Source organism: Actinokineospora sp. NPDC004072 (assembly GCF_053604195.1).
The window spans coordinates 84,043-108,618 of the sequence record NZ_JBSGHB010000020.1; the positions used below are offsets into that span (position 1 = coordinate 84,043).

26 protein-coding genes are annotated in these 24,576 nt (G+C 67.7%); 11 read left to right on the plus strand and 15 right to left on the minus strand.

Going from position 1 to position 24,576, the window contains the following annotated elements:
- Positions 1-54 precede the first annotated feature (54 nt).
- From ACWEPX_RS26825 to ACWEPX_RS26835, 3 genes are all read left to right on the plus strand, one after another.
- On the plus strand, positions 55-897 hold the full coding sequence (locus ACWEPX_RS26825; protein WP_451900020.1) for an endonuclease/exonuclease/phosphatase family protein: 843 nt from the start codon (positions 55-57) through the stop codon (positions 895-897).
- Between the two features lie 764 nt (positions 898-1,661).
- Positions 1,662-1,976 (plus strand): hypothetical protein, encoded by a 315-nt coding sequence (locus ACWEPX_RS26830; protein ID WP_451900021.1) that lies wholly within the window; start codon positions 1,662-1,664, stop codon positions 1,974-1,976.
- A gap of 178 nt (positions 1,977-2,154) precedes the next feature.
- A complete protein-coding gene (locus ACWEPX_RS26835; RefSeq protein WP_451900022.1) occupies positions 2,155-2,979 on the plus strand; it encodes a helix-turn-helix domain-containing protein in 825 nt (274 codons plus the stop codon).
- A gap of 57 nt (positions 2,980-3,036) precedes the next feature.
- Here the strand turns inward: ACWEPX_RS26835 and ACWEPX_RS26840 are convergent, their stop codons facing one another.
- Positions 3,037-4,173, minus strand: coding sequence for a diguanylate cyclase (locus tag ACWEPX_RS26840; RefSeq protein ID WP_189214259.1), 1,137 nt, complete (start codon positions 4,171-4,173; stop codon positions 3,037-3,039).
- 200 nt (positions 4,174-4,373) lie between these two features.
- Between ACWEPX_RS26840 and ACWEPX_RS26845 the strand changes: the two genes are divergently transcribed.
- From ACWEPX_RS26845 to ACWEPX_RS26860, 4 genes are read left to right on the plus strand one after another with little or no spacing between them, the layout of a single operon-like run.
- The gene (locus ACWEPX_RS26845) at positions 4,374-5,144 is read left to right on the plus strand and encodes a helix-turn-helix domain-containing protein (RefSeq protein ID WP_189214260.1); all 771 of its coding nucleotides are present in this window, start codon (positions 4,374-4,376) and stop codon (positions 5,142-5,144) included.
- Positions 5,144-5,746, plus strand: a complete 603-nt coding sequence (locus tag ACWEPX_RS26850) for a hypothetical protein (RefSeq protein ID WP_189214261.1) — start codon at positions 5,144-5,146, stop codon at positions 5,744-5,746. The genes ACWEPX_RS26845 and ACWEPX_RS26850 overlap by 1 nt, the downstream gene beginning before the upstream one ends.
- The gene (locus ACWEPX_RS26855; RefSeq protein ID WP_451900023.1) at positions 5,739-6,986 is read left to right on the plus strand and encodes an MAB_1171c family putative transporter; all 1,248 of its coding nucleotides are present in this window, start codon (positions 5,739-5,741) and stop codon (positions 6,984-6,986) included. The genes ACWEPX_RS26850 and ACWEPX_RS26855 overlap by 8 nt, the downstream gene beginning before the upstream one ends.
- A 35-nt stretch (positions 6,987-7,021) precedes the next feature.
- Positions 7,022-8,419 (plus strand): FAD-dependent oxidoreductase, encoded by a 1,398-nt coding sequence (locus ACWEPX_RS26860; RefSeq protein WP_451900024.1) that lies wholly within the window; start codon positions 7,022-7,024, stop codon positions 8,417-8,419.
- Here ACWEPX_RS26860 and ACWEPX_RS26865 read toward each other — a convergent pair.
- The 3 genes from ACWEPX_RS26865 to ACWEPX_RS26875 all read right to left on the minus strand — a co-directional run bounded on the left by ACWEPX_RS26865 (position 8,416) and on the right by ACWEPX_RS26875 (position 10,601).
- Positions 8,416-8,904 (minus strand): NUDIX domain-containing protein, encoded by a 489-nt coding sequence (locus tag ACWEPX_RS26865; protein ID WP_451900025.1) that lies wholly within the window; start codon positions 8,902-8,904, stop codon positions 8,416-8,418. The genes ACWEPX_RS26860 and ACWEPX_RS26865 overlap by 4 nt on opposite strands.
- A 228-nt stretch (positions 8,905-9,132) precedes the next feature.
- A complete protein-coding gene (locus ACWEPX_RS26870) occupies positions 9,133-9,846 on the minus strand; it encodes a 7-carboxy-7-deazaguanine synthase QueE (protein WP_451900026.1) in 714 nt (237 codons plus the stop codon).
- Positions 9,843-10,601 carry a 6-carboxytetrahydropterin synthase gene (locus tag ACWEPX_RS26875; RefSeq protein ID WP_451900027.1) on the minus strand — a complete coding sequence of 253 codons (759 nt, stop codon included), beginning with the start codon at positions 10,599-10,601 and terminating at the stop codon, positions 9,843-9,845. The genes ACWEPX_RS26870 and ACWEPX_RS26875 overlap by 4 nt, the downstream gene beginning before the upstream one ends.
- Positions 10,602-11,157: 556 nt before the next feature.
- On the opposite strand from ACWEPX_RS26875, the gene ACWEPX_RS26880 reads away from it, so the two are divergent.
- From ACWEPX_RS26880 to ACWEPX_RS26895, 4 genes are all read left to right on the plus strand, one after another.
- The gene (locus ACWEPX_RS26880) at positions 11,158-12,441 is read left to right on the plus strand and encodes a helix-turn-helix domain-containing protein (RefSeq protein WP_451900028.1); all 1,284 of its coding nucleotides are present in this window, start codon (positions 11,158-11,160) and stop codon (positions 12,439-12,441) included.
- A 14-nt stretch (positions 12,442-12,455) separates the two neighbouring features.
- Positions 12,456-12,815, plus strand: a complete 360-nt coding sequence (locus ACWEPX_RS26885) for a hypothetical protein (RefSeq protein ID WP_189214267.1) — start codon at positions 12,456-12,458, stop codon at positions 12,813-12,815.
- 82 nt (positions 12,816-12,897) lie between these two features.
- A complete protein-coding gene (locus ACWEPX_RS26890; RefSeq protein ID WP_451900029.1) occupies positions 12,898-14,205 on the plus strand; it encodes a helix-turn-helix domain-containing protein in 1,308 nt (435 codons plus the stop codon).
- Positions 14,198-15,112 (plus strand): phosphotransferase enzyme family protein, encoded by a 915-nt coding sequence (locus ACWEPX_RS26895; RefSeq protein WP_451900030.1) that lies wholly within the window; start codon positions 14,198-14,200, stop codon positions 15,110-15,112. The genes ACWEPX_RS26890 and ACWEPX_RS26895 overlap by 8 nt, the downstream gene beginning before the upstream one ends.
- Before the next feature lie 947 nt (positions 15,113-16,059).
- Here the strand turns inward: ACWEPX_RS26895 and ACWEPX_RS26900 are convergent.
- The 11 genes from ACWEPX_RS26900 to ACWEPX_RS26950 all read right to left on the minus strand — a co-directional run bounded on the left by ACWEPX_RS26900 (position 16,060) and on the right by ACWEPX_RS26950 (position 24,472).
- The gene (locus tag ACWEPX_RS26900; protein ID WP_451900031.1) at positions 16,060-16,689 is read right to left on the minus strand and encodes a PIG-L deacetylase family protein; all 630 of its coding nucleotides are present in this window, start codon (positions 16,687-16,689) and stop codon (positions 16,060-16,062) included.
- 5 nt (positions 16,690-16,694) lie between these two features.
- Positions 16,695-17,549, minus strand: a complete 855-nt coding sequence (locus tag ACWEPX_RS26905; protein WP_189214268.1) for a 5'-3' exonuclease — start codon at positions 17,547-17,549, stop codon at positions 16,695-16,697.
- Positions 17,549-18,688: a glycosyltransferase family 4 protein gene (locus ACWEPX_RS26910; protein WP_451900032.1), complete on the minus strand. Its 1,140-nt coding sequence runs from the start codon at positions 18,686-18,688 to the stop codon at positions 17,549-17,551. Before ACWEPX_RS26910 ends, ACWEPX_RS26905 begins: the two co-directional genes overlap by 1 nt.
- Complete coding sequence (locus ACWEPX_RS26915; RefSeq protein ID WP_451900033.1) at positions 18,681-19,244, minus strand: phosphoribosyltransferase; 564 nt, start codon at positions 19,242-19,244, stop codon at positions 18,681-18,683. The genes ACWEPX_RS26910 and ACWEPX_RS26915 overlap by 8 nt, the downstream gene beginning before the upstream one ends.
- Positions 19,241-20,218 (minus strand): radical SAM protein, encoded by a 978-nt coding sequence (locus tag ACWEPX_RS26920; RefSeq protein WP_451900034.1) that lies wholly within the window; start codon positions 20,216-20,218, stop codon positions 19,241-19,243. Before ACWEPX_RS26920 ends, ACWEPX_RS26915 begins: the two co-directional genes overlap by 4 nt.
- A complete protein-coding gene (locus ACWEPX_RS26925) occupies positions 20,215-21,279 on the minus strand; it encodes a glycosyltransferase family 2 protein (protein WP_451900035.1) in 1,065 nt (354 codons plus the stop codon). Before ACWEPX_RS26925 ends, ACWEPX_RS26920 begins: the two co-directional genes overlap by 4 nt.
- Positions 21,276-21,737 carry a DUF6884 domain-containing protein gene (locus ACWEPX_RS26930; RefSeq protein ID WP_451900036.1) on the minus strand — a complete coding sequence of 154 codons (462 nt, stop codon included), beginning with the start codon at positions 21,735-21,737 and terminating at the stop codon, positions 21,276-21,278. The genes ACWEPX_RS26925 and ACWEPX_RS26930 overlap by 4 nt, the downstream gene beginning before the upstream one ends.
- Positions 21,734-22,300 (minus strand): formylglycine-generating enzyme family protein, encoded by a 567-nt coding sequence (locus ACWEPX_RS26935; RefSeq protein ID WP_451900037.1) that lies wholly within the window; start codon positions 22,298-22,300, stop codon positions 21,734-21,736. The genes ACWEPX_RS26930 and ACWEPX_RS26935 overlap by 4 nt, the downstream gene beginning before the upstream one ends.
- Entirely contained in the window at positions 22,297-23,070 is a 774-nt protein-coding gene (locus tag ACWEPX_RS26940) for a reverse transcriptase domain-containing protein (RefSeq protein WP_451900038.1), read from the minus strand. Before ACWEPX_RS26940 ends, ACWEPX_RS26935 begins: the two co-directional genes overlap by 4 nt.
- Before the next feature lie 207 nt (positions 23,071-23,277).
- Complete coding sequence (queC, locus tag ACWEPX_RS26945; protein WP_189214274.1) at positions 23,278-23,982, minus strand: 7-cyano-7-deazaguanine synthase QueC; 705 nt, start codon at positions 23,980-23,982, stop codon at positions 23,278-23,280.
- 7 nt (positions 23,983-23,989) lie between these two features.
- Positions 23,990-24,472: a hypothetical protein gene (locus ACWEPX_RS26950; protein ID WP_451900039.1), complete on the minus strand. Its 483-nt coding sequence runs from the start codon at positions 24,470-24,472 to the stop codon at positions 23,990-23,992.
- Between the last annotated feature and the right edge of the window lie 104 nt (positions 24,473-24,576).

Sequence of the window (24,576 nt, forward strand, 5' to 3'; positions counted from 1 at the left end):
CATCGCTGCCACGATCGTCACCCGGATCCACCGCGTCCTGGAGGAGACCCCGGTATGCCGCTGAGCCTGATCACCGTCAACGTCGGCGCCCCTTCCCTCGACCGCGCCCACCGCCAACTGCGCTGGCTCGCCGAACGCGGCGAGGAGGTCCTTGTGCTCACCGAGACCAAGGCCACCGCGGGCAGCAGGCTGCTGGCGGACTCGTTCACCGCGGCCGGGTACTCGGTGACCTTTCCCGACCACGCCCCCGGCGAACTCGGCGTCATGATCGTCTCCAGGCTCCGCGCCCGCCTGGACCCGATCGGCAAGGCCCTGGACTACCTGCCCGCCCGCGCCGCCGGGATCGTCGTCGACACCCTCGAGGGCCCTGTGCGGGTCATCGGCGCCTACGTGCCCTCCCGCGACGCCTCGCTGGTCAAGACCGAACGCAAGAAGACCTGGATCGAGGGCTTCCACACGGCCCTGGACGCCACCGGTGACGACTCCCCGGTGCTGTTGCTCGGTGACCTCAACGTCCTCGAACCCGACCACCGGCCCGCGCACCGCGGGCAGTTCGCGTCCTTCGAGTACGACTTCTACACCGACCTCACCCGCCGACACGGCCTGGTCGACCTGTTCCGTCACCTGCACCCCGACCGCGTCGAGCACAGCTGGGCCCGACGCCCCGAGCTCGGCTACCGCTACGACCACGCCCACGGCTCACCGGCCCTGATCGCACACCTCACCGGCTGCCACTACCTCCACGCCACCCGGGAGAACACTCCGGAGGGCGACCGGCTCACCGACCACTCCGGACTCGCCGTCCACCTCCACCTGACCCCCACCGCGGCGCTGCTGACGTCGGACCCCGCCACAGCGGCCATCACGCACGACGGACCCGAACCCACCCTGTTCTGACCCACAGGCCACCTCGCGCGTCGGCCGCTGTACCCCCGTCAGCCGCGACGACGCCTTCCCACAGTGCGCGCACCTGCTGGGGACGTGCAGGCAAATGCTGTAGAGGCAGCTGTACCCGACCACTCGGCGGACGTAGGTGACCCCTCAGGACATCTTGTGGAACAGCGGGGTGACCTCGCTGGAACGGCACAACGTGTCCTGCGAATAGCTGCACGTGTTCTGGTGGACGCACTGTACTGGCTTCGGTCCGTCGATGATGTGACTCGACTGGCTTTGAGCCATGTCAAGACCTGCGGGCTGGCACCGCCCGGACGTGTGATCGAAATTGCCTTCAATGCCTGGTCAACTGGGATGCCGCCGCGTTGACGCCGTATGAGCGCCCCATGCCCGCTCTGGCCGTGGTCGCCGAGCGCCGGTCTAATTCGGGCACCCCGGTGAGGGGTGGTGCCGAGCCTCGGCCCAGCCGGGCCATCGCGCAGTGCACGGGAGGAGGGATCAGGGTGGGGAAGACAGCAAGAAGGACGCCGAGTCGCGAGCGGGGACGCAGAGCCAACCAGGACCAACGCCCCGCCTCCGTGATCTACGCCAGCTGACGGCCTGGGCGTGTGGATTGTCCGACCTACTCGCGCACCTCCAGCCCCTCTTTGAAGCCGCGATCCCTAACCGCCGCTCGGCGGTCCACCAAGCCCCGTCTGCCCGGGAACCTGCCGGTCCCCCTTCCCGGGCAGACGGTTCCACTCTCATCGGTTCAGAAAGAGCATCTTATGGCCATGCCACCCGCAGTCGACCTTGACGAACTACCTGAACTCGCCAACCTCGATATGACGGGCTGGCACAGCCTTCCTGGACCAGTCCTCATCCTCTATCGACTCTGGCCTGAGGACTCCGTCGACACCCTGCTCGTCCACAGCCGAACCAATGCACACGGCGAGCGCGTCAACGGCGAGGGTGCCCCTGTCTGGCGTTGCGATGCGACTCTCGCGGCGGTCGTCTCCGCTCTGCTCGCCGTTCCCGCCCCCGGCCACCCAGACGCACCGGCCACTCCGCTCGACGCCAACCCGAACATCGACCGGATGTAGAGCCCACGTCCCACCGATCGGGCGATCGGCGCAGGACGGCGATCGGAGAGGACCGACGCAGACATGCAGCATTCGCGCGTGACACCTCGTCACCCCTATTCCCGAACAAGCAGGGCCGAGAGGGCAGACGGTCGAGATGTCGGGACAGCATAAGCCGCCGCACGCCCGCAATCGGGCGGTGGGAGCGGTCGTGCGGGCGATCCGGTTGTCGCAGACGACGCTTACGCTCGAGCAGGTCGCGGAGCAAACACAGATGTCCTTGTCCACCCTGAGCAGAATCGAGAACGGTCGCCGGCACATCAGTCGGGAGGACATGGCGACGCTGTTGACCGTCTACAGAGTACTTCTGCGGCAGCGTCGCGAGTTGTACGAGGACGCGCACACAGACACTAGGGCTTGCTGGTGGCAACGGACGCTACCTGAAGTGCTACCGGATTCCCTGCTGGTCGCGGGTTACGGCGCAGACGCCCGAGTGGTGACGGACTGGTCGATAGGGGTCGTTCCCGAACTGTTGCTGACCTACCGGTACGCCCGCGGCTGGTGGCGCGCAAGCGGGGCGACGGACGACGAGGTCGAACGCCGATGGAAGGCCTGCCAGGAGAAGCAACGCGGCCTGAGTCAGGTGGAATACACCGCCTACATCCACGAACTCGCACTTCGAACGCCGTTCGGCGGCGTCGCCGCCCTGCGTGACCAACTCGCCCACCTCATCGCCGCGCCGGAGCGCGGACTCGGGATCAGGATGGTGCGTGCGGGTGTGCCGGTCGGTGCGCTCGGCTCGGCGTGGACGCTGATCCAGTTCAGGCGAGACCCGCCCGTCGTTCACTCGGAACTCCTTCGCAGCAGCATCGTCCTGCATCACCCGGAAACCTCCAGCTACCGCGCGATGTTGAAGGAGGTGGAGCGGGCTGCCTGCTCGGCTGCCGCGACGCGCGAGCGGCTGCGACAGATCGCCGAAACCCTCTCCGAACGCGGACAGCAGAGGGCGGGAGAATTCAGGTGACGCACTACTTCACCACCGTCGCCCGCTGTCGGATCACAGGGACCCCCTCTGCCGACTTCAGACGGCTGCGCGCAGTGGCAGACTGTCACCACAGCAGGTCGTCGCCCTGTCCGACAGTTCGCCCTCCTGACGGTTTCGGGTGCTGACACAGCGCACCGCGGGAGCGAGAGTGGTCAGTAGTACTGAGGCCAGAGGAGTCAGTTCGTACACGGTCGATTTGGGGAACCGGTTGGGTTCCTCGTGTCGAGTGACCAGGTCCTTGTCCTCCATGCGCCGCAGTGTGCGACCCAGAATGCTGTCGTGCAGCCACCGGCCGGAATCAGGTTGACCGATGGTCGTGTCGTGGATAGTGGACAGGATCTCGGTGAAGTGTCGGGGGCCGTTGATCAGCGTGGCGAGGATTGCTGGCACCCACTCGCCTTTGAGCAGTTGAAGCACCTCGTACAAGCCGTGCCAGTAGGCAGGCTCCTGCACAAGGGCGGTCCTGTCGGTCGTCGTTGACGACGTCTCGAGGGCAGGGTTGCCGTCGCGGCGGACCGGCGCGGGTTGGTGGTCGCGCTCACCGGATCGTTCGTCGGCGGGCTCGAGTACTTCCGCGCCGATGCACGTGGTGTTGCGCCCCGCGTGCTTGGCATGGCGCAGGGCCGTGTCGGCCTCCAGTAGCAGCGTCTCGATGCTGGTGGGGTCGGTGGCCGCGTGCACGGCGACGCCGATGGACACGGTAAAACTGCGGATGGCAGTGGTGCCGCCGGAGGCGACAGGGGCGTCAACGACGATCGCGGCGATGCCCGCGCTGATGCGCCGGGCAACCCCGAGGGCCTGCTCGGTGTCTGCACCAGGAACCAGGACAACGAACTCGTCGCCGCCGAGGCGACCGACCAGGTCGGAGCCGCGCACGGCGGTCCGCAACACGTGCGCGGTCGCCCATAGGACGGCGTCGCCGGCCGGATGGCCGTACTCGTCGTTGACGCGCTTGAAGCGGTCAAGATCCAGGACGAGCAGGCTGACTGGACGCTGCCGACGCCGGGCGTCCTCGAGCGCACGCGGGACGTGAATGTCCCAGCCCCACCGGTCGAGCAGACCGGTCAGCCTGTCCCTGCCCCAGCTTCCCCGAGGTTGGCCGCACGAGGAGCACTGCCGCGGCAATGCCTCGCGTGGCCGACCCGAGGTCTGCGCTGTCGGTGCTGTAGTCATCGCGATCCCCCCGAACCTCTGCCACCGGACGCCTGCTAGCCCTTGTACTGGAAGCCTGATGTTCCCGTGTCACTCTTCAGGGCGGTTGAAGTGACGTGTTATGGACTTTAGGCTGTAGGTAGCAACTCTTCAACCGCAATGAGCCCGATTGGGTTAGCTTCCTCAAAACAGTACAAGGCCATGAGGGCGGAGGTGGGCTGATGAACGACAGCAGGTGGCCGTCGTTCGCGGCCGTTCTGAACCTGCTGTGCTCGACCAGCCAGCCCGGGAAGGCGCGCCCGTACTCCAACGTCGAGCTGGGACAGGCCATCGGGGTTACGCACAGCTACGTCGCCCAACTGCGTAAGGGGCAGCGCGAGCCGACCCTGGCGACCGTCCTGGCCTTAGCCGAGGCATTGAACGTGCACCCCGCCGTCTTCGTGGGAGGCCGTCGCAGCCGAACGCCGGACCTGCCCGGTCGCCCGTTCGCCGTCAAGCTCAATCGCCTGTTCTCCCTGGTGCATCCGCCCGGCCAGGGTGAGATGACGTCGGAGGCCGTGGCGTCAGCCGTGCGCCGCAAAGCCGAGGAGCTGGGCGACAACGGATGGACGATCGCACCGAACACGGTCCGTGATCTGCGCAGCGGTAAGAATCCGAATCCCAAGCTCAAGCACGTGATCGCACTCGCGGTGGCCTTCGGCGCCGAGCCTGCGTACTTCTTCGACGAGGAGTTGGCCGCCCGCGTGGAGGAGCAGTTGGAGACTCATCAGACGTTGGAGCGCCTGGGAGTCAACGAAGTGATCCTACGCGCCACGGCCGCTTCCCCGTCGGCAGAGGTGCGCAACAAAGCGGTACTTGCGCTGGTGCGGGCGTTGCGCCCCGAGGTGGAGCACGAAGCACTGCGGCAGCTGCTGGACCGGTCCGCTTCCGACCCATCCGACGGTCCCGCTGGACCACAGGTCAAGGTGCCTCGCGATGAAACGACCGACTGATGCCCGCGATCTCGATGTGGCGAGGCAACCAGGGCTCGAAGGGTGGTGACACCATGAAACCCCGGCACCTGCGGGCTCTGCGCGACGACCTGATCCGCGAGCTGAACCTGGACTCCTCGGCGACGACCGAGACCGTCTGTCTGCGGCTATGCGAGGTCGTTGCCCAACGGCAACAACGGGAGATTCGACTACGGTTCGACGATCTGGGCGCCGGGCTCAGCGGCCTCTGGGCGGTCACGGACGACGATGTCCACGTCGTCATCGTGACCACCGCCCGCAGCTGGGTTCACCGTCTGCTGATCCTGCTGCACGAGATCGCACACATGCTCTGCGGTCATCAACCGATGCAACTGAGCACCGGCGAGGCCAATGCCCTCTTCTATCCCGACCTGTCCCCGGACATGTTGCGAGTGCTGGCCGGACGTACCACGCTCTCGCGGGACGAGGAGCGCGAGGCCGACCAGGTCGCAGGCGCGCTGACCCAGGGATTGATCGACTGGGCGCAGCGGCAGGAGGTCCGCCCCTTCGAGCCCGGCCGCGACGACCTGGCGACCAGGGCCTGGTACACCCTCGGATACACCCCGCGAGGACACCATGGCTGACCTGATTTTCCTTCCTGCGGCGCTGGGTATCGCGATGCTGGGCCTGTACAAGTTCTGGGCTCTGCGCCATGCGCCTGCCGACCGCAGACCGGCGATACGCACCGTATGCTTCTCTTGCCTGTTCGCCGCGCCCTCGGTGCTGCTAGGCGCTCCCGCCATCGGCATGGCCCTCGACCGAGTCGTCGGCATCCACAGCCTGTCGGTGCTGCTGGGCTACTGCTTCGCCCTGGGATTCGTGTGCTCGATCCAGATCATGCTCGTCTACTGGCTTCACTCGGCCGCTGCGGCGTGGCAGATCTCGCGATGGCTGGTGCTGACCTACACCGGCATCGTGGCCGCGATCAACATTCTGTTCTTCCTCGGCGAACGACCAGCCGAACACCATCACGACTTCGCCGCAGCCTACGCTCGCGCGCCCTACCTCGCGGAATTACTGGTCCTGCACTTCCTGGCCTATGTCCTCGGCCTGGCCAACGTTGTTCGTCTTTGCTGGCGTTGGTCCCACCACCCGGACACCACTGATCGCCCCTGGCTGCGACGAGGGCTGCGCCTGACCGCCGTGGGGATCTTGTTCCCTGTCGTTTACGGCGTCATCACCCTCGTCGCCGTTGTTGGCAGCTGGTTCGGCGCCGAGTTGGGCCTTTGGAGCACCCTGATCGCGCCCACGGTCGCCATCCTCGGCGTGCCGCTGGTGATCGTCGGCAACAGCATCGCCGCGTGGGGGCCAAGCCTGTCGTCGCTGTGGGAACGCGTCGTTCACGTCAGCTCCGACCTGCATGACTACCGCGCTCTCACACCCCTGTGGCAGGCGCTGCGCTCCATCGAGCCGGAGATGGTCCACACCCACCACTCACTGGCGAACCGCCTCAGCCCCCGATCACGACTGTTCTGGCGGATCATCGAGATCAACGATTGGCTCCACCAGCTCCCGGCCCGCGACGTCGCCGTTTCCGCCACCGCTCGTCACCACGCACGTCAAGCCGGTCTTGACGAGCAACAGACCGCGGCGCTGGACGAAGCCGCCAACATCAAAGCCGCGCTACTGACCACTGCGACCGATCTCCGCACCGGCCTTTCGGGCCCCGTCAACCTAGACCATCCTCGCGACGCGGGGCACGCCTTCGCGGGCGAACGTCGACGACTTGTGCTCATCGCCAAGACCTTTACCAGCCTCCTGACTGACGAAGTGGTTCACGCAGCCTCCCGTATTCCTCAGTCTGCGCAGACCCATCCCCACTAAACGTTCCACATCTCCCTTCCGGAAAGGACACTTCCATGCCCACCGGAAAGTCCCTGCGCGCGGTTGTCCTCGGAGGCGGGCTGGCTGGCACCCTGGCTGCTGCGGTCCTCGCACGCCACACCGACGAGGTCACCATCATCGAGCGCGACCGCCTGCCCGAGGGACCCACCCACCGAAAGGGCACCCCTCAAGCCCACCACACCCACGTGCTCGTTTCCGGCGGTGCCCGCGCACTCGATCAACTCCTTCCTGGAAGCACCCGCGCCTTGCTCGACCATGGCGCTCAGTACATCGGTGCGCCCAATCGGCTGCTCGTGCTGCTCTCCCGCGGCTGGCTCGGCCGCTTCGAGGAGATGCAATTCATCATCGGCTGCAGCCGCAATCTCCTGGACTGGGTCATACGAAAGCGCGTCTTGGCGCAACCCACCATCACCGTTCGCCACGCCACCGACGCCATCGGCCTATGCGGCAACCCGCAGCGGATCACTGGCGTGCGGGTCCGCGACCGACAGACCGGACGAATCGAGGAACTCGACGCTGACTTCGTGGTCGACGCCACCGGCCAAGGATCCGACGCCAGCGTCTGGTTGACCGCACTCGGCCTACCTACACCAGCTGAGGAACATATCGACCCTCAGGTCTTCTACAGCACCCGCATCTACCAGCAGCCTGCCGGAACCGTCAGCGACTTCCCCGAGATCAACATCATGTCCGACCCGGCCCGCACCGACTACGTCAAAGCTGGAATCCTGGTGCCCATCGAGAACCGGCAATGGATCGTCACTCTTGTCGGCACCCACGACCACCGGCCACCCACCGACGCGAACAGGTTCGGCGCCTACGCGCGCAGCCTGCGCCACCCCATCATCGCCGACCTTATCGACCGCGCCCAGCCGTTAACCGAACCTCGCGGCTTCCGCATCCCCGGTAACCGCCGCCGGCACTTTCACAGCCTCGCCGCCTGGCCGAACGGGTTCGTCGTCCTCGGGGATGCCGCCTGCACCGTCAATCCCATCTACGGGCACGGCATGGCCATCGCCGCTCGCGGTGCCCTCGCCCTCGATGCCGGTCTGCAGCGGCATGGCACAACCCGAGCCACCCACCGCATCCAACAGACCATCGCCGAGGTGGCCGATATCGCCTGGAAAATGGCTTCTCGGCAGGACCTTCGATACCCCACCACCATCGGACCACGCCCCGGTCCAACAGCCCGGCTGCAGCAGCGCTTCCTCGACCGTATTGCCTGGGCGGCAACCGATCGACGCGCCGTTGCCGCAGCTCAGTTGGACGTCTACACCCTCTCGAAACCGCCCAGCCGCATGCTGAGCCCCTCCGTGCTGATAGCAACTCTTCTGGGCCCTCGTGAACCAGCCCGGACCGAGCCTCCTCTTACTTCCGACGAGTACCCGGGGCTACCACCGTCAGGTTCCTAGGTGGCAATCGAACGAAAGAGCTTGGAGGGTGTTGTCAGGGCTGGGCTGGCCACCACGGGTGCTCGCCGGTTAGAGCTGCGGTTCGCAAACCTGTCTGCAAGCCCCGCGGGGCCCAGCTTGAGGTGGCCGAGTTCACTTTCGGCTACCCAGTGCGCTTCGCCGCGACCAGCCGGGACGGCATTGGGGTCGATGAGGGTCACGTCGAACAGCAGCGCCAGTTCGTAGACCGCGTTCTCCCTGCCGCCGCGGCTCCTTCGGCGTTCGACCACGGCGTAGAAGTCCAGGTGTGCGACCTCGGCGTTGACCTGCTCCCGCAGGATGCGCCGCAGCGCACTCTCGGCGGCTTCACCAGCCAGCACGAGGCCGCCCGGCAGGCGGTGGGAGGTGACGTCCTGGTCGTGGACGGCCAGGAGGCGTTCATCGTTGCCAACGAGGCCGTACACCGCGACAAGCGGCCCAAGGGCTGGCGAGGTGGGCGTGGTCATCCTGTCCTCGCGATCGACGGAGAGGGTGATGTCGAAGTCGGATTTAAGTACGGCCTGACGCCGTGGCAGGGCTTGTAGTGCACGGCGCAGGTCGAGAATCCGGCGGCGGTCAGCCGCTCGCCCAGCGCGGTGGCAGTCGTGGTTTCCCGGTGCCCCTGTTCCCTTCGACGGTGATCATCACCGCTGGCGGTCTCAAACGGCTGCGGGTCGGGCTGGCTTGCGGCAAGGTCAGCGGCCACGCTGGTCTCCCCAGGTGAGCACATGCAGCCGCGTGGTTAGGTGGAAGCCCCGCTCGATGGCCGGGTCGGCGATCTCGGCCAGCCGCCTCGTGATCTCCTCGGCGGTTCGGCCTTCGGGCATCACGTACACCGGTGCCAAATCGTGGTCGGCGACGAGTTCGGTGGCTTCATCGAGGTCGGCAGTGGTGGAGACGACGAACTTGAACACGGCCCGGCCGCTGGCCGCGAAGTCGCCGAGCACCCGGCCCTTAATCCGCTTCGAGGATGGCATCCCGGCGCCGAAGCTCGACAACTTCGGCGACACGTTGAACCGGGTGACAGATGCGAGCAGGTCCGCTGCGGGGGCGATCGTGCCGTTGGTCTCGATCTCCACCTGCAGCCCGGCGTCCGCGAGCCCCTGCGCGAGTGCGATGAGGCGGCGCTGCTGCATCAGCGGCTCGCCGCCTGTGATCACCACGAGGTCGACCGGTTGCACTGTCGCCCAGGCCAGCAGATCGCTGATCGAAGCGACTGTGCCTTCGGCGTGCAGGTTGAAACGGGCGCTGTCCCAGGTGTAGGAGGTGTCGCAGTTCCTGCAGGTCAGGTTGCAGTTCATCAGCCGGATGAACACCGCACGGCGCCCGATCGACGGGCCTTCGCCCTGCACGGTCGGGCCGAACTTCTCCGCGACGAACAGCTCGTCGGTGGCCAGCGTGATCCTCATCGGCCGCTCCGCTCGTCCTGGGTGAACTCGGCCCATCGGCGCGGCGACTCCCAGACGCGAACCGCCTGGACTGCGGCGGTCTCTTGTGCGTTGGCCTGGCTGAGGGTCCAGTCGTACAGGTGTTCGGCAAGCAGTTCTGATGTCGGCTGGAACGGGAGCACGGCATTCAGGTCACGGTGGTCGAGGTGCCGGTCGAGGTATTCGGCGAGCAGGGCGTGGAGCCTGGCGCGGCGGCCGGGGTGCGTCTGCGGGTCCAGCCGGAGGTCCACACGGTAAGAGTGGCCGTGATGCCGGCCGCACTTGTGCCCGTCAGGCAGGCCCTCCAGGTGATGGGCCGCCTCGAAGGTGAACGACTCGTCATCGACATGCTGGCGTGCCCCCGTGGCTGCGCCGAGGCCGACGTGGACGGCCTGAAGCTGCTTCCCTCGCTCGGGTGGCATGTTGGCCAGGAACCACGCGGTGATGTGGTGGGCGAGCGCGTCGGTGGTGGTGTCGAACGTGAACAGATCGTTGAGGTCGCGATGGTCTAGTTCGCGTTTGAGGTACTCACCGACGGGGGCGAGTTCGGCGTAGTCCGCCACGAAACCGGGTGCCCGCAGTTCGGTGTCGGCGAGCTGGACCTCGACGGTGAAGGTGTGACCGTGGGGTCGCGCGGCCTTGTTCTCGGCGTCGGGCAGAGTGACGAGGCGGTGCGCTGCGGCAAACGAGAAGCTGCCGTCGCCGACGCAATAGCGTCCCTGGGCCAGGTCGCTCACCGCGACTCGGGTCGAGTTCGCCGGGTGGGGCCCCACGGTCATCCTCTCGTTAAATACTGGGGTGTGATTGGCTCTCATGGAGTCGCGATGCGGACCGCAGCAGGAGGGCTCACGAGGGCGCTCACCAACACCCGGGGTGTAGCGGCTTGCGATCCCACCCGCTCCGACGGTTCGGCTGCGGCGTGGTGCTCACGGACGGCGGTTGGCCGACCATTCTCGCCAGCACACCCGCGAGTGAAACCCGGCGAAGCGGAGGGCGGTCTCACCACCACTCACCCCTTAGCACCATGTCTCGGCAAAACGGTTCCGATACCTGGGCTGCGTCGAAGCGGACACCACCCGGACTACGGCCAGGCCAGTCAACGCTCGTTGATCAACGGCAGCCAGAGCGTCGACGGGGCGACCATGGGGCGGCAATGGGGCGGCACCAGGTCTGACCTGCGCAAATGACTTTTCTGAGGTGGTAGTCCGAACGGGTACAACTCGCCGAGCGGGTGATTGGCCTTGACCGGTGGCTGGTTATCGTGGCGGGTAACCAACCGGCGAGGTGGTGTTCATGGGCAACCGGCGAGACGCATTCGCCATGCGGCGTGAGCAGATGGGTTACACCCAGGAGAGTTTCGGGGCGGCAGTGGGGGTGGAGTTTTCCACCGTCGGACGTTGGGAACGGGGCGACCTGACCCCGCAGCCGTACCGCCGCCACCGTATCGCCAAGGCACTCGATGTAAGCCTCGACGAGTTGGGTGCGTTGCTCACGCCACCCCGGCAGACTTCTACCGTTGCCGCTGTACCACCCGACCCTGCGGAGGCCGACGACATGAACCGTCGAGACCTGCTGCGCTTGTTCAGCATGACGGGCGCGCTGCTCGGGCTGCCTGTTGACGAAGCGGCTCTCGGTGATGTCGACCGGCTCGCTGGGGCGGCTCACACCGGCATGGTGGACACGATTGGGACAGCGGAGTTCGCCCAACTCAACTCCCACCTGTGGCGCGTGTTCGTCTTGTCGCCGACAAAGGCGCAGGTACTGCCGCTGGCACGGGCCCAACTCGACGTGCTCACCGACTCTCTACGCCGACCGCAGACACCGGCCATTCGGCGGCGGCTTTGCGAACTAACCGCCGACCTGTATCAGCTGGCTGGGGAGATCTTCTTCGACGGCGACCGGTACACCGACGCCGCCCATTGCTACGCGCTGGCGGCGACAGCGGGCAGGGAGGCCGCCGCTTCTGACCTGTGGGCTTGCGCGCTGACCAGACATGCCTTCATCGCCGTATACGAGCGCCGGTTCGCCGAGGCCATACCGCTGCTCGAACTGGCCGCCGACCTGGCCGACCGAGGCGACCCCGCCCTCTCGACCCGGCAATGGATCTTCGCCGTGCAGGCAGAGTCCTTCGCTGGTCTCGGTGACCTAGATGCCTGCCAGCGCGCACTCGACATGGCCGCCGAGGTCCAGCACCTGCAGGGCCCGGTCCACAACGGTGGCTGGCTCCGGTTCGACGGCTCCCGTCTAGCCGAGGAACGCGGCACCTGCTACGTCAACCTGGGCCGCTACGACCTCGCCGAAGCCGCTCTGACCGACGCGCTGGACAGCGACCTCACAGCCCGCCGGAAAGCTGGTGTTCTCACCGACCTGGCGATGATCGGAGTGCATCGGCGCGATCCTGACCAGGTCGCAACCTACGTCGACGCCGCCCTCGCCACTGCCCGCCAGACCGGTTCCGGAGTCATCGCACGCAAGCTGCGCGGTCTACAGCCGAACCTGGCTCCTTTGCTCACCGACCAGCAGATCCAGCGACTCGACGCCGAGATCACAGAACTCGCCGGCAATCGCGCCGCATGATGGAGGACAACAGAATGCAGAACGACCGTGGCCGCGTGTTCCGCGAGGCGTGGATCGCCGGGGTGACCAAGCACTACCCCGGCGAGCCGAAGCCTGGCTACATCGCCCCGTGGGAGGAGACCCCGGACTGGGAACGCGACGCCGCGACAGCCGTGTATGACCAGGTCCTGGACTTCATCAAGGCCACCGACGGTGCCACCGCGAAGCTCACCCCGGACCAGAAAGGCCGCTTCGTCGCACTGTGCTGGATAGGCCAGATCTACAAGCACTTCCCCGATCCGAAACCGTCATACGTCGCTGACTGGAACAACCTGCCCGACTGGCAGAAGGCCACGGACATCGACATCTTTGAGCGCATCGAACAAGACCTCTGATCGTATGCTGCACCGGCAGCCATGCGGTGTGACCATTCAGCAGCCAGGCCGGGGGCTGAGGCAGGCTAGCGAGGTGAGCGGCGTGGGTGACAAACGCGAGGCGTTCGCGGCCCGACGTGAAGCGATGGGTTTCACCCAGGAAGGGCTCGCTGCGGCTGTGGGTGTGGAGTTCTCCACCGTCGGGCGGTGGGAACGCGGTGCTCTGACGCCTCAACCGTGGCGGCGCCCTCGAATTGCAGCGGCGTTGGGTGTTTCCCTCGACGAACTGCACGTGTTGCTCGGACAGGGCCCGACTCACGGCCGACAGGACCTGCCACAGTCGGTCCCAGGGCAAACGACCTGGAGACGATCCTCGCCAGCGTCGAGTTCGCCCGCCTCTGCGCTCACCGCCGCGTATGAACCCGCCGGAAGCCTCGACATGGGATCGGTGCCCGCTGAGTTCCTCGAGTCCCTCACCTTGACCGTGAAGCCACCGCGGCGGATCGGATCGGCTGAGGTCGAGCAGGTCAAGCTAATGACGAGCACGTTGGCCGCCAGCGAGAATCTCTATGGCGGGGGCATGGCCGGTGAAGCGGGAGCCGCGCACCTGCGATGGGCTGGCCGGCTGTTGAGTGCCCGAGCCAGTACCGCCGTCGCGGCGGATATGTTCGAGGCCGTTGGGAACCTCGCGGGAGTGGTGGCATTCTCGGCTTTCGACGTCGGAAACCACGACGCAGCGGCTCGATGCTTTCGCTTCAGTCTGTGGTGCGCCGAGCAGAGCGGCTCGTGGGAACTGCGTGCCGCGACCCTCGCAGACATGGCACGGCAGGCCATCTATCTCGGCAACCTGGACGACGCATTGTCCTTGATCGAGTTCGCCCAGGTCCGAGCTGACCGGCTGACCGCCACCGCGCGAGCCATGATCGGCGTGGTCCGGGCCCGATTGCTGGCGATGCTGGGTCGCCACAACGAGTCGCGAGCCGAAGTGGACCGCGCGGATGCGTACTTCTCCCAACGGGAACCGGAGACCGACCCGCCCTGGCTGGTCTACTACGACGAAGCCGAACATGCGGGCAGCAGCGCGCGGGCACTTACTCCGCTCGCCGTCGCGGAAAAGCAGCCGGGGGATGCCGCTGAGCGACTTGTCTCTGCGGTTCGACTCCATAGCGACGCCTATCCTCGCTCGCGCGCGTTCTCTAGGGCGCGCTTGGCTACCTTGCACATGGCAGTCGGGGATCCGCGTGAAGCCGTCCTCCTCGGACGGCAAGCCGTCGATGACGCCACGATGTTGCACTCAAAGCGGATGGACGAGGAACTCGCCAAGCTGGTGCGGGCTTGCGAACGGCATCGTGCGATATCCGAAGTGGCCGAGTTCTCGGAACTCGTGGCGTCCGGTATCGACCATGTCTGATGTAGACGCCGACACAGACATGGTCCCGTCGGTAGACCCGCTTGACGCGCTGACGGTAGCGGGCAGGAAGGTTGGCGTACCGACCGCGGGAGCGATCTTGATCCGTGACGGCACGAACGTCATCTACGAGGTAACCGATGGCGTTGTGGCTCGTGTGGGCCCTCCAGGCTCACAGCTTGTAGCTGCCCGTCAAATCCAGGCGTCGCGTTGGCTGGCTGACGCCGGCATTCCCGTCGTGCGTGCAATCGACGCCATCGATCAGCGCACGATCGTTGGCGATCGGCCCGTCACTTGGTGGGTGCAGCTTCCGGATCACCGCCATGCCACGCCAGCCGAACTGGGTGCGGTCCTGAGACGCCTGCACGCGCTGGACGTACCAGAGTCGCCTTCGTTCCCCGCTGTCGACCCTTTCGAAGGGCTACGCGAGACAATCGACCGCGGTACCGCCTTGCCGGAGGATGACCGAGCCTGGCTTCGAGACCTCGTGAAACGGCTGCACAGGGAGTACCTGGCGATGGTCCCGGGACTGTCTCGGTCCGTCATCCACGGCGATGCTTGGCAGGGCAACATTGTTGTCCCCAGGGCCGGTGGCGCTCCCGTGTTGCTGGATCTAGACCATGTCGGGATCGGACCTCAGGAGTGGGACTTGGTCTCGCTGGCGGTTGACTACACCGACTTCGCCCGAATCGCGGACTCGGATTACCAAGCTTTCGTGGACGCATACGGCGGGTATGACCTTACCGCTTGGCCTGGCTACCGCACGCTGGCGACGATTAGAGAACTACGGTGGACCGCCTTCGTCCTTGGCAAAGCCGCGATCGACCCGAGAGCCTCCGAAGAGGTACAACATCGGGTGGCGTGCCTGCGAGGCGAGATCGAACGGCCGTGGTCGTGGTCGGCCTTTTGAGGCCGGAGTAAATGTTGGCGCCACCCCTCCATTCGGACCTACTGCAAACGACCACAGGGGTCAATGACGACAAATACATTTCGCACACGAGTAACGTCCCACTTCGGGTGGTCAGTGTCATTCGGGGTCACGCAGCCAGTCGATCAACCGAAGTGGGGCACAAACGATCGTTCTGTCCCATCGGGCCGTTCTCCGCGCTACCAGGAGTCCGTTGAGGACGCTGCGTGGTGGTGGGTCACGCGGTCGTGGTCAGGTAGCCGGTGGGGTGGGGTCGGGGTACGGTCGTGAAGTGCATGAGGCATGAGCAAGCGGCCGAGGCCGCGGTGGCGGCGTGCTGGGTGGTGGGAAGATCCGCCCGGCGATCTGGAGGATCCGTACCACCCGTTGCCGGGTGACGGGCCGGAACCTGCCGGATTGACCGCCGACCAGCGGGACCGCCGGGATCAGTGGGTCGCTACCCAGGCGCGGCGTTCACCGCCCTCACCGGGAGGAGGTCGGGATCCGGTGAACGAGGTGATCAACCGGCTGGACGAACGACGGATTTGATCCACCGGCTGCGTGGAGTGGCAGTGGATGGCGCGGGTGGTGGCGTTGTCCTCGTCTCAGGCAGCGTTCAAACGGACTGGCCGATTCAGGAACCGTGTGCTGGTGGCGGGTTCGGGATGGTGCGCTCGGGTGTGCAGTGGCCGTACAGCTTCCAGGCGTCCACGTCCCAATCCAGGTCATAGATTAAGGTCCCCGCGCAGCACCCACGGCGCGGCAGGCCACCGTCCTGGTCAGAGGCCACCGGCACGGCGGTGGCCTCTTCAGTGGGCAGTTCCGACCGTCGGACACCCCGCTCCGGTTCGATCTTCCGGCTGCATACGAACGCAAGGTGTCCCGGGTCCGCAGGGGGCGGTATCCGGTCCGCCGGTTTCTCGGCCGATGTTACGAAGACCTCTGCGGTGTCAGAGGGTCACTGCGGTGGGCAGGCGTCCGAGAATGGGAAGCGGGACGAAGTTTTCCGCGAAGGCGACGCCGACCCGTGCGCCCCACAACCGGCCGAGGGTTTCGGCCATCGGCCCGAAGTGCTCGGCGATGGGCTGGGAGGCGTGCGCCGCTAGGGCGCGTTGTTTGCTGGCCCACGTAGAGGTGATGTCGACGGTGGTGTGGGCGTGGACGGGACCGTCGAGGGTGAGGCTGTTGTAGGTGTCGGTGGTGTAGACCCGCCGAGGGCATCCTGTGGCGATGACGACCTCGGGAAGTGCCTCCAGCACGGCTTCGGCGATGCGTCGGTGGTCGGGGTGCACATCGCGCAGGGGGTGGGTCAGGACGACTTCGGGGCGGGTGTCCAGCAGCCGTTCGCGTACGGCTGCCGCGGTGGGCTCGTTGATCTCGTGGAACCCGGCGCCGAGTACGGCGGCCCCGGCGACGGCCTCGCTGGCTCGGGGCTCGGGGTGGAGTGGGACGGCGATGGTGACGTCGGCTCCGGCGGCGGCGCAGAGGGCGAGCGTGCCGCCTGCCCAGAGTTCGGCGTCGTCGGGGTGGGCCATCACGGTCAGGACCGAGGCGGGCGGGATGAACGCGGTCGCGGTCACGGGCGTCACCACAGCCCGAGCTTGTCGATGACCTCGGCGGGCGTGGGCAGCGCCCGGCTGCTGCGGCCGGCGGGGAGCAGGGGCAGGTCGAGGTCGGTGCGCATCCTGATCAGGTCGCGCCAGCCGAGGACCTGGTCCCAGGCTTCGACGATGGCCTTGCCCTTGGTGCCGGTGAGCCGCCCGGCGTCGGCGAGCTGTTCGAGCGTAAGGCTGCCAGCCAGGAGCTTGGCCGCCGTGCCTGTCCCGATGCCCCGCACGCCAGGGATGTTGTCGGCCGGGTCGCCGGTGAGGGCCCGGAAGTCCGCCCACTGAGTCGGTTGGACCTGGTATCGGTCGAACACGGTGTCGGGCTCGATGTGGCGGCGGCCTCGCTTCATGGCGGTGTTGAGCACCCGGACGTGGTCGTCGACGAGCTGGTAGAAGTCGCGGTCACCGGACATGATCCACACCCGGCGCTCGGGGTCGTCGCGGCGGACGTGGGTGACGAGGGTGGCGATCACATCGTCGGCTTCGGCCGTGTCGACCTCGATCCACGCCAGCTCGTAGGCGGTCAGCGCTTCCTGAACGTGCGGGATGGCGCGGATGGGTTTGAGCGCGGCTTCGTCGAGGACGCGGTTGGCCTTGTAGTCGCTGTTGGTGGCTTGGCGTTCGGCCGCGCCGTGCTGGCCGTCGAACACCACGATCACCTCGGGCGGTGCGGCGAACTCTTCGCGAATGGCTACCCGCAGTAGCGCGAAGAAGGCGAACTCAGCAGTCAGGTCGCGGGTCTTGTCGCGAGAATGGATCGCGGCCGGGAAGCCGAAGGCTCCGCGCCAGAGCAGGTTGTGGCCGTCGACCAGCAGAAGAGGGACATCGTTCATCACCGCACCGCCTTGAGGAAGTCATGGGCGACTGTGGTGGGCAGATAGTCCCGCGAGCGGTAGTACGCAGCCCGTGATAGCGCTGCGTAGCGTACCGGATCGTCGAGGAGGACTTCGGTCGCATCCCACAGCCCGAACTCGCCGCGGGCGCGGGGCACCACGATCCCGCCCGCTTCCTCCCCGGTGCCGATGAGGGCGGGCAGGTTGTCCACGTCGAAGGCGACCACCGGGGTGCCCGTGCTCATGGCCTCCAGGGCGATCAGCCCGAAGGTCTCCTTCAGCGAGGGCACGATGACCACGGCGGCGTCGGCCAGCCATGACTGGACCTGATCCCACGGCAGGCCGCCGTCGCGGATGCTGCCCATCAGCAGGTGGGCGGCAGAGTGGGCGCAGCGACGGTACTCGGCCGCCTGTGCGCCGGCAGCGTGCTCGAAGCCGGCCTGGGCGAGGACGACCTCGATGCCGCGGTCGACGAGGCGGCCGGCGTCGAGCAGGGCGCGGACGTTCTTCTCGGGACCGAGCCGGGCCAGCACCCGCACCGGTCCGCCCTGCCGCAACGCCTCGCGCTGGCGGGCATCCGGCGCGCCGTGGTCGACGAGCAGCGCGTTGGGCACGACTCGCCAGCAGGTGCTGTCATAGCTCCGGTCATGGGCTTGGCCGAGAACCGTGGTTGACGGCGTGAACACCACATCGGCGCGCTCCAGTGCCGGCACGAGGTCCTGATCGTGGCCGACAACGTGCATCGCCAGCACTGTTCGGACGCCGGGACAGGCCGGGGCAAGGCGCCCGAGCCCCCACAGAGCATCGACGTAAACGGCGGTGTCGACGCGGTGATGACGGTAGAGGGCGCCCAGGTCGGCGGCGATGATCTCATCCTGGCCGTGGGTGCTGATCGCCTCGCGCAGTTCGCCGTCGTCGGCGGGGAAGGTGACCCCAACCGAGTCGAGCACGACCAGGTCCTCGTCGATACCGTGCTCGATTGGGTCGGGTTCGATCGCGGTGATGATCAAAGCGCGGTGCCCGAGTTGGCGCAGACCCTCAGCGAGGGCGGCGGTGGCGCGTTCCATCCCGGCCGGGGCGTCGCTGGTGTAGGAGGCCAGGACGAACGCGACGGTCAGCGCCTTGCTGGCATCAGGCATGGCTCGTTGCCCGCTCCGGGATGGGCATGTCAACGGTCGGCTGGTCGGGGCGCTTCTCCCAGGGAAAGCTCACCCAGTCCGACACGGTCCACACCGAGTAGTCCGGGCAGGTCTCTGCCCCGGTGTTCAGGCACAGCGTCGCGGTGATCACGCGGGCGTCCGGGGCGAGGACCGGGATTAGGACGTTGCGAAGTTTGTACAGGGTGGCGCCGCTGCCGCAGATGTCGTCGACCACGAGGACGGTGCCACCGAGCTTCTTACGGCCGAGACCGCGACGAAAGGCGTCAAAGTCGACGGCGACCTTGCCCGTGGCCTGACGGTAGACGCCGTCGTCGGCGTTGTGCCGGGCCTTCACGCTCCTGGATTTCACGCCGAGGCGGCCGGCGAGAATGCGGGCGGGGGCGACGCCGCCGTTGGCGATGCCGATGACGTGGTCGACCTCCGGGTGGTCGCGGCTGATGGCGGCGAACAGCAGCAGGCAGGCTTGGCGCAGGGCGTCGGGGGTGACCCGCCAGACGCGCTGGTGCTCGAACACGCGCTGTGCGGTGCGGGTCATGCCGAACCGTCCCGTCCGGTCACGGCCAGGCTGACCGATCCGGTCAGCGGGCGCAGGGCGGCGATGCCGGTGGTGTCCGCGGTGTTGCGCCAGACCTGCCCGTCGGCGCGCACCACGGTGAACCCAGCGGCGTCGGCGCGGGTGCGAAGCCGCACCGGGATCGGTGCTGCGCCGAGCGCGGCGACCAGGTGGCGGGCGTCCTCGTCGGAGACCTGTTCGGTGATGGCGAGCGGGGCGCCTTCGCCGAAGGGCAGGTATTGCAGGACGGTCAGGCCGTGGACGCCGAGCCGGTCGGCCAGTTCGACCAGCGCGGGTAGTCCGCTGGCGGTGGAGCGCATGAGCACGGTCTGGATCTGGGTCGGGATGCCGTGGGCGATGGCGGCGCGGATTCCGGAGACGGCGGCGGCGAAGCTGCCCTCGCCGCGCCACCGGTCGTGCCGCTCGGAGTCGGGACCGTCGAGGCTGACCCGGATCGCGTCGACCCGGCGGGCAAGGGCTTCGGCGCGGCGGCGCAAATGGGTCCCGTTGGTGGTGACGCTGACCGCGCAGCCGCCGTCGACCAGCGAGTCGAGCAGGGTGGGCAGGTTGCGGATGAGCAGCGGTTCGCCGCCGGAGATGTCCACGCCGAGCACCCCGGAGGAGGCGATCCTGGCCGCGACCTCGGCGCGCTCGCCGCGGCCGAGTTCCGGGACGGATTTGTCGTCCAGGCAGTGTGGGCAGGCCAGGTTGCAGCGCACGATGGGCGACCAGCACACGCTGACCGGAGTCACGTCGCCCAGCTCACCGGGGTGGACTTCCGGAAGGGAGGCGATGCCTTCGTGGGCCAGGGCGATGCGTCCGGTGGAGAGCGGCTGGTCTGTGCGGTGGGTCAGGCCGGTGAGCGGGTCGTAGACGACACCGGTCCCGCCGCGGGTGCCGCAGCCGACTATCCGGCGCGCCGCCGCGCCGCCGGTGGTCGCAGTCGTCGTGGTCATGGGCGTACCTCGCAATGGGTGAGCAATTCGGACATGGATGCGATGAAGTCCTGGGTGCGCCCTCGCGGCGCGGGCCGCTCCAGCAGGTCGCGGTAGCGGGCCAGGGTGCGTGGCCAGCTGGCGAGCTTGTGCTGCCACTGCTCGGCGGCATCCGGTGGGTCGAGGTGGAACCCGACGGCCTGACGCAGGGGGATGACCAGGAGCCCGGCGGCGATCAGGCACGCGCCGAGGTAGGTGTCCTCCATGCCCCACCCGATGCGGCCGAACTCCGGGTCGAAGCCCCCGACGTCGAGCACGGCGGCGCGCGGCACCGCGACCAGGGCGGTGACGACCATGCGGGGCAGATCCCAGTCGTAGTAGAACTGCCCGTAACCGAGGTCGACGAAGTCGTGGGTGTCGTCGAGCGGGCGCCCGTCCAGCGGCTTGGGCAGCGTGATCCCGCTGTAGGGCAGCACGATGTTCGGCGGTGGCCGCCACACGACCCGGTGGTCGGCGGCGAGGTTCGCGATGCGGCCCAGGATGCCCGGGTCCCGGAAGTGGACCTCGTGGCGCACGTTGTGGCGAAAGCCGACTAGCACGCTGGTGTCGGTGGCGCGTGCGGCGACGTCGGTGATCACGTGGGGCGGGATCACCATGTCGCCGTCGAGGTAGAGCACGGTCTGCCCTGTGGCGAGGACAGTGCCGACGTTGCGGGCGGTGGCCGCGCCCATCCGCTGCGGGAGCCGCACCAACCGGTCGACCACCTCATGCCGAGCGGCGACATAGGCGGTGTCGTCGGTGCTGGCGTCGTCGACGACGACGACCTCGAACTCGTACTGGTGGTGTTGGGCGTTTAAGGCGTCGAGCACGGTCGGCAGGCAGTAGCCGACCTGGTGGGCGGGGATGACCACCGAGACGCGGCGTGCGGGCGCCAGCCAGCAATCCGAAGGAGTGGGCTGGTGCCAACCGTGTCCGTCGGCGAGGGCCTCCCAGCCGCGTGTGCTGCAAACGTGATTGTTGCAGTGCCGCAGCAACTCCTCCCGCAGCGGCAGCGGGCCGGGCACGAACTCGGACGTGGTCACAGCCAGCCCCACCCGGACAACACCGCACTCGTCCCGGTCCAGTCGACGGGGTTGGGCAGCAACGTCACAGTCAGCGGCGGCGCGTGGTCGAACAGGCATGTGACGGCGGCCAGGTACAGCGGCTCCAGCACCACCAGCACGTGCCGCAACGCCTCGGCCCGCAGGTCTGCGGTGAGGCGCTCGGACACGCGAGCCTGGAGCACCTGTGCTTCGCCGCGGGTGCGCAGCTTGCGCTCGTAGGTGCCCACGAGGTCGTCGGGGTGGAGCACGCCGTGTTCAGCGGACAGGATGCGCACCCGCGCCCGGTGCTCCGGAGCGAGGTGGCCGCGCAGGCGGGGCATGAGCGCGCCCCGGTACAGCTGCAGCGCGGGGACCGGAGCCGTGGTGACCAGCTTCCTCCGGCTGCAGGAGACGATGATCAGCCCCTGGTCGGGATCGAGCCTCCTGGCGGGAGTCATGGCCTGCGCACCGCCCGCATGCCGATGCCCGGCGAGGCCAGCTCGGCGGGCGCGGCGTTGAGGAAGGTGGTGCGCGCGTACAGCGCGGGTGAGGCGTAGGAGCCGCCGCGCAGCGTGACACTGCCACCCATCGTGACGCGGGCGGTCCACTCCCACACGTTGCCCGCCACGTCCAACAGTCCCTCCGGAGTCGCCCCGGCGAGGTGGGCGTCGACCGGGCTGGTGGTGTCGAGGCCGCGCTCGCGCAGGTTCGCCAACTCGGGTGTCCAGTCCTGGTCGCCCCACGGCCAGCGCCGCCGAACGGCTCCGCCCGCCATCCACTCCCACTCCGCCGAGGTCGGCAGCCGCCCACCCAAGGCATGGGCGATCTCGGCGGCTGCGGCGTGGGTCATCCCGGTGACCGGGTGCAGCCCGCGATCGCCACCGCGCTCACCGCGCAGCTGGGCATAGGTGATCGGAGTGCGCGTCCACAGCAACGTGCCGACCTTGACCGGCCGGGCATCGTCGCCGAACCGGCAGGTCCCTCCGGGCACCTCGACCCACTCGATCCGCATGATGGTCATCCCCCGATCAGGAACAGGTCCTCGACGTTGGCGCGTGGCCTTATCCGGCTTTTGGTCTCGTTCGGGCGCATCCCGAAGCGGCCGAGAGCCTCGGCGATGAGCGTGTTGGCCTCGTTGGCTTGGGTCTTGTCGGCGGCGAAGGCCGCGTAGTTGTCGGCGAACCGAACTACCCGCAGCCCACCCAGCAGGCCGTCGGGGCGGGACAGGCGCAGGTTGATCAGCAGCGGCGCGAGCCCGGAACCCGGCGCGATCGGGTACGGCATCGCGGCCAGCGCGGTGCGCAGGCGGTCGAGGAAGGCACCGTCCTGAACGTGCCGCGCACACCAGTCGACGACCTGCTCGACCGTCGTGCCTTCGGACACCGAGGCCACGTCCACGTCGGCAACGACACGGAACCCGGCCTCGACGTGAGCCGCGGCGTGGCGCAGCGCGGTCACGCGGTTGCGGTGAGGCCGGTAACCGGACACCCAGTCGGCCAGCACCTGCGTCTCCAGGACTGGTTCGAGGGCATTGCGCAGCGCGCGGTGCACCAGCCGGTCGATCATCGTGGGCACGCACACCGTCATCGGCTTGCCGGTGTAGGTCGGGAACGACACCTCCCGCACCGGGCCCGGCCGCCACGTGCCCGCGGCCAACTGCTCGGCCAGCCGGGGCAGCAGTTCGGCCGAACGCCTCCGCAACTCTCTGAGCGTCATCCGGTCCGCGCCCGGTGTCGAGGTTCGCCGTCCGCACTGCCGCAGCGCGGCTCGCAAGCGCTTCTCGTCCAGCATCGGCATTAGAGAGTGCGCCTGCCGCACAGAGGGTGGCGACACCCTGGGCTGGTGCGCTAGCGTCGGGTTCGCTTGGGCGGTAGGCACGCTCCCCGGATCACCGAGACCAGGCTCGCAACCCAACACGCGCGAGCTGTGAACGAGGGAAAGACGGCCCCGCTCAGGCCCGAGACTTGTCGACTTCGCTTCCACGATCCTCACGCCCCTCTACGCGGCCCAGTAGACGGTTGGATCGGCGATGCCGTTGCTGCGAAAGGCTTCCCGCCGCTCGGTGCAGGTCCCGCATGTGCCGCAGTGCACCTCCCGGCCCCGATAGCAGGACCATGTGCGGGCGAACGGCACCCCCAGCGCCTCGCCGACGCGCACGATGTCGGTCTTGGTCAAGGTCAGAAAGGGGGCGAGCACCTGGAACCCCGGCGCCAACAGGCCCTCATTGGCGGTCTGCGCGCTGCGGGCGAACCGCTCCACGAACTCCGGTCGGCAGTCGGGGTAGACGGTGTGGTCTCCGGCGTGCGCGCCGAAGGCGACCGCGTCCGCGCGCACCGCGATAGCGGCCGCCACGGCGATGTCGAGCATGATGGCGTTGCGGTTGGGCACCACGGTGGCCGCCATCGACTCGTCGGTGTAGTGCCCATCGGGCACCGCCACCGAGGTGTCGGTCAACGCCGAACCGGTCAGCAGCGCGCCCAGACTGGTCAGGTCGATGATCCGGTGCGGGCTCAGCAGCAGCCGTGCGATCTCGGCGGCGTGGTCGAGTTCGACGCGGTGACGCTGCCCGTAGTCGAACGACACCAGCGTCAGGCGGCTGTGGCGGGCGGCCAACCAGTAGGCCAGCACCGTGGAGTCCAGCCCGCCGGAGGCGATGACCACCGCGTGTTCAGGGTGACGGTGCTCGGGGTGCTCGATCGTCATGACCCGATCACCACGTCCGCATAAAGGTGCGCCGGACCGCGCCGACGATGGTTCCCCAGCTCGGTAGTTCCGCTCTGGCCTCCGGGCACTGCAACCAGCGCAGGTCACCTTCGGTCGCGCCGAAGGCGGGCAGCGCGATCGTGTCATCCGCGTCGTACCACCCGACCTCAGCGGCCATGAGATCGTCGATGGTCGACCGGCGCATCGGTGTGCGAGGCTGGGTCAGAAAGACCCAGTCGACCACCTTCGCGCCGGGCACGATGATGATCGGCACATGCAGCATCGCTTGGACGAGCTGGTGGTTCACCTCACCGCCGAACCCTGCGCGCATCACCAGCGCGTCGATCGTCTCGCCCAGGCGCAGTTGGACCTCGCCGGTATCGGGGGCGATCGTCGTCGGCCAACTCAGCAGGTCGGTGTAGTACTGCGAGAGCAAAATCGGTTTGGCATCGTCCCGTTGCCGGGTGGCGGCTGCTGTCGCCGTGGTCATGGAAGGACTCCTTCTTGCAGGGGTGGTTCGGCGGAGCCGAGGCGCCTCAAGGGAAAACCTCGGCTCCGCCGTGATCGAGGACGCGACACTCATGGCCGCGCGAC

Coding starts and splice junctions, on each gene's coding strand:
- ACWEPX_RS26825 (WP_451900020.1), top strand. CDS start 55: ATGCCGCTGAGCCTGATCACCGTCAACGTCGGCGCCCCTTCCCTCGAC.
- ACWEPX_RS26830 (WP_451900021.1), top strand. CDS start 1,662: ATGGCCATGCCACCCGCAGTCGACCTTGACGAACTACCTGAACTCGCC.
- ACWEPX_RS26840 (WP_189214259.1), bottom strand. CDS start 4,173: ATGACTACAGCACCGACAGCGCAGACCTCGGGTCGGCCACGCGAGGCA.
- ACWEPX_RS26845 (WP_189214260.1), top strand. CDS start 4,374: ATGAACGACAGCAGGTGGCCGTCGTTCGCGGCCGTTCTGAACCTGCTG.
- ACWEPX_RS26850 (WP_189214261.1), top strand. CDS start 5,144: ATGCCCGCGATCTCGATGTGGCGAGGCAACCAGGGCTCGAAGGGTGGT.
- ACWEPX_RS26855 (WP_451900023.1), top strand. CDS start 5,739: ATGGCTGACCTGATTTTCCTTCCTGCGGCGCTGGGTATCGCGATGCTG.
- ACWEPX_RS26860 (WP_451900024.1), top strand. CDS start 7,022: ATGCCCACCGGAAAGTCCCTGCGCGCGGTTGTCCTCGGAGGCGGGCTG.
- ACWEPX_RS26865 (WP_451900025.1), bottom strand. CDS start 8,904: ATGACCACGCCCACCTCGCCAGCCCTTGGGCCGCTTGTCGCGGTGTAC.
- ACWEPX_RS26870 (WP_451900026.1), bottom strand. CDS start 9,846: ATGAGGATCACGCTGGCCACCGACGAGCTGTTCGTCGCGGAGAAGTTC.
- ACWEPX_RS26880 (WP_451900028.1), top strand. CDS start 11,158: ATGGGCAACCGGCGAGACGCATTCGCCATGCGGCGTGAGCAGATGGGT.
- ACWEPX_RS26885 (WP_189214267.1), top strand. CDS start 12,456: ATGCAGAACGACCGTGGCCGCGTGTTCCGCGAGGCGTGGATCGCCGGG.
- ACWEPX_RS26895 (WP_451900030.1), top strand. CDS start 14,198: ATGTCTGATGTAGACGCCGACACAGACATGGTCCCGTCGGTAGACCCG.
- ACWEPX_RS26905 (WP_189214268.1), bottom strand. CDS start 17,549: ATGAACGATGTCCCTCTTCTGCTGGTCGACGGCCACAACCTGCTCTGG.
- ACWEPX_RS26910 (WP_451900032.1), bottom strand. CDS start 18,688: ATGCCTGATGCCAGCAAGGCGCTGACCGTCGCGTTCGTCCTGGCCTCC.
- ACWEPX_RS26915 (WP_451900033.1), bottom strand. CDS start 19,244: ATGACCCGCACCGCACAGCGCGTGTTCGAGCACCAGCGCGTCTGGCGG.
- ACWEPX_RS26920 (WP_451900034.1), bottom strand. CDS start 20,218: ATGACCACGACGACTGCGACCACCGGCGGCGCGGCGGCGCGCCGGATA.
- ACWEPX_RS26930 (WP_451900036.1), bottom strand. CDS start 21,737: ATGACTCCCGCCAGGAGGCTCGATCCCGACCAGGGGCTGATCATCGTC.
- ACWEPX_RS26935 (WP_451900037.1), bottom strand. CDS start 22,300: ATGACCATCATGCGGATCGAGTGGGTCGAGGTGCCCGGAGGGACCTGC.
- ACWEPX_RS26940 (WP_451900038.1), bottom strand. CDS start 23,070: ATGCTGGACGAGAAGCGCTTGCGAGCCGCGCTGCGGCAGTGCGGACGG.
- queC (WP_189214274.1), bottom strand. CDS start 23,982: ATGACGATCGAGCACCCCGAGCACCGTCACCCTGAACACGCGGTGGTC.
- ACWEPX_RS26950 (WP_451900039.1), bottom strand. CDS start 24,472: ATGACCACGGCGACAGCAGCCGCCACCCGGCAACGGGACGATGCCAAA.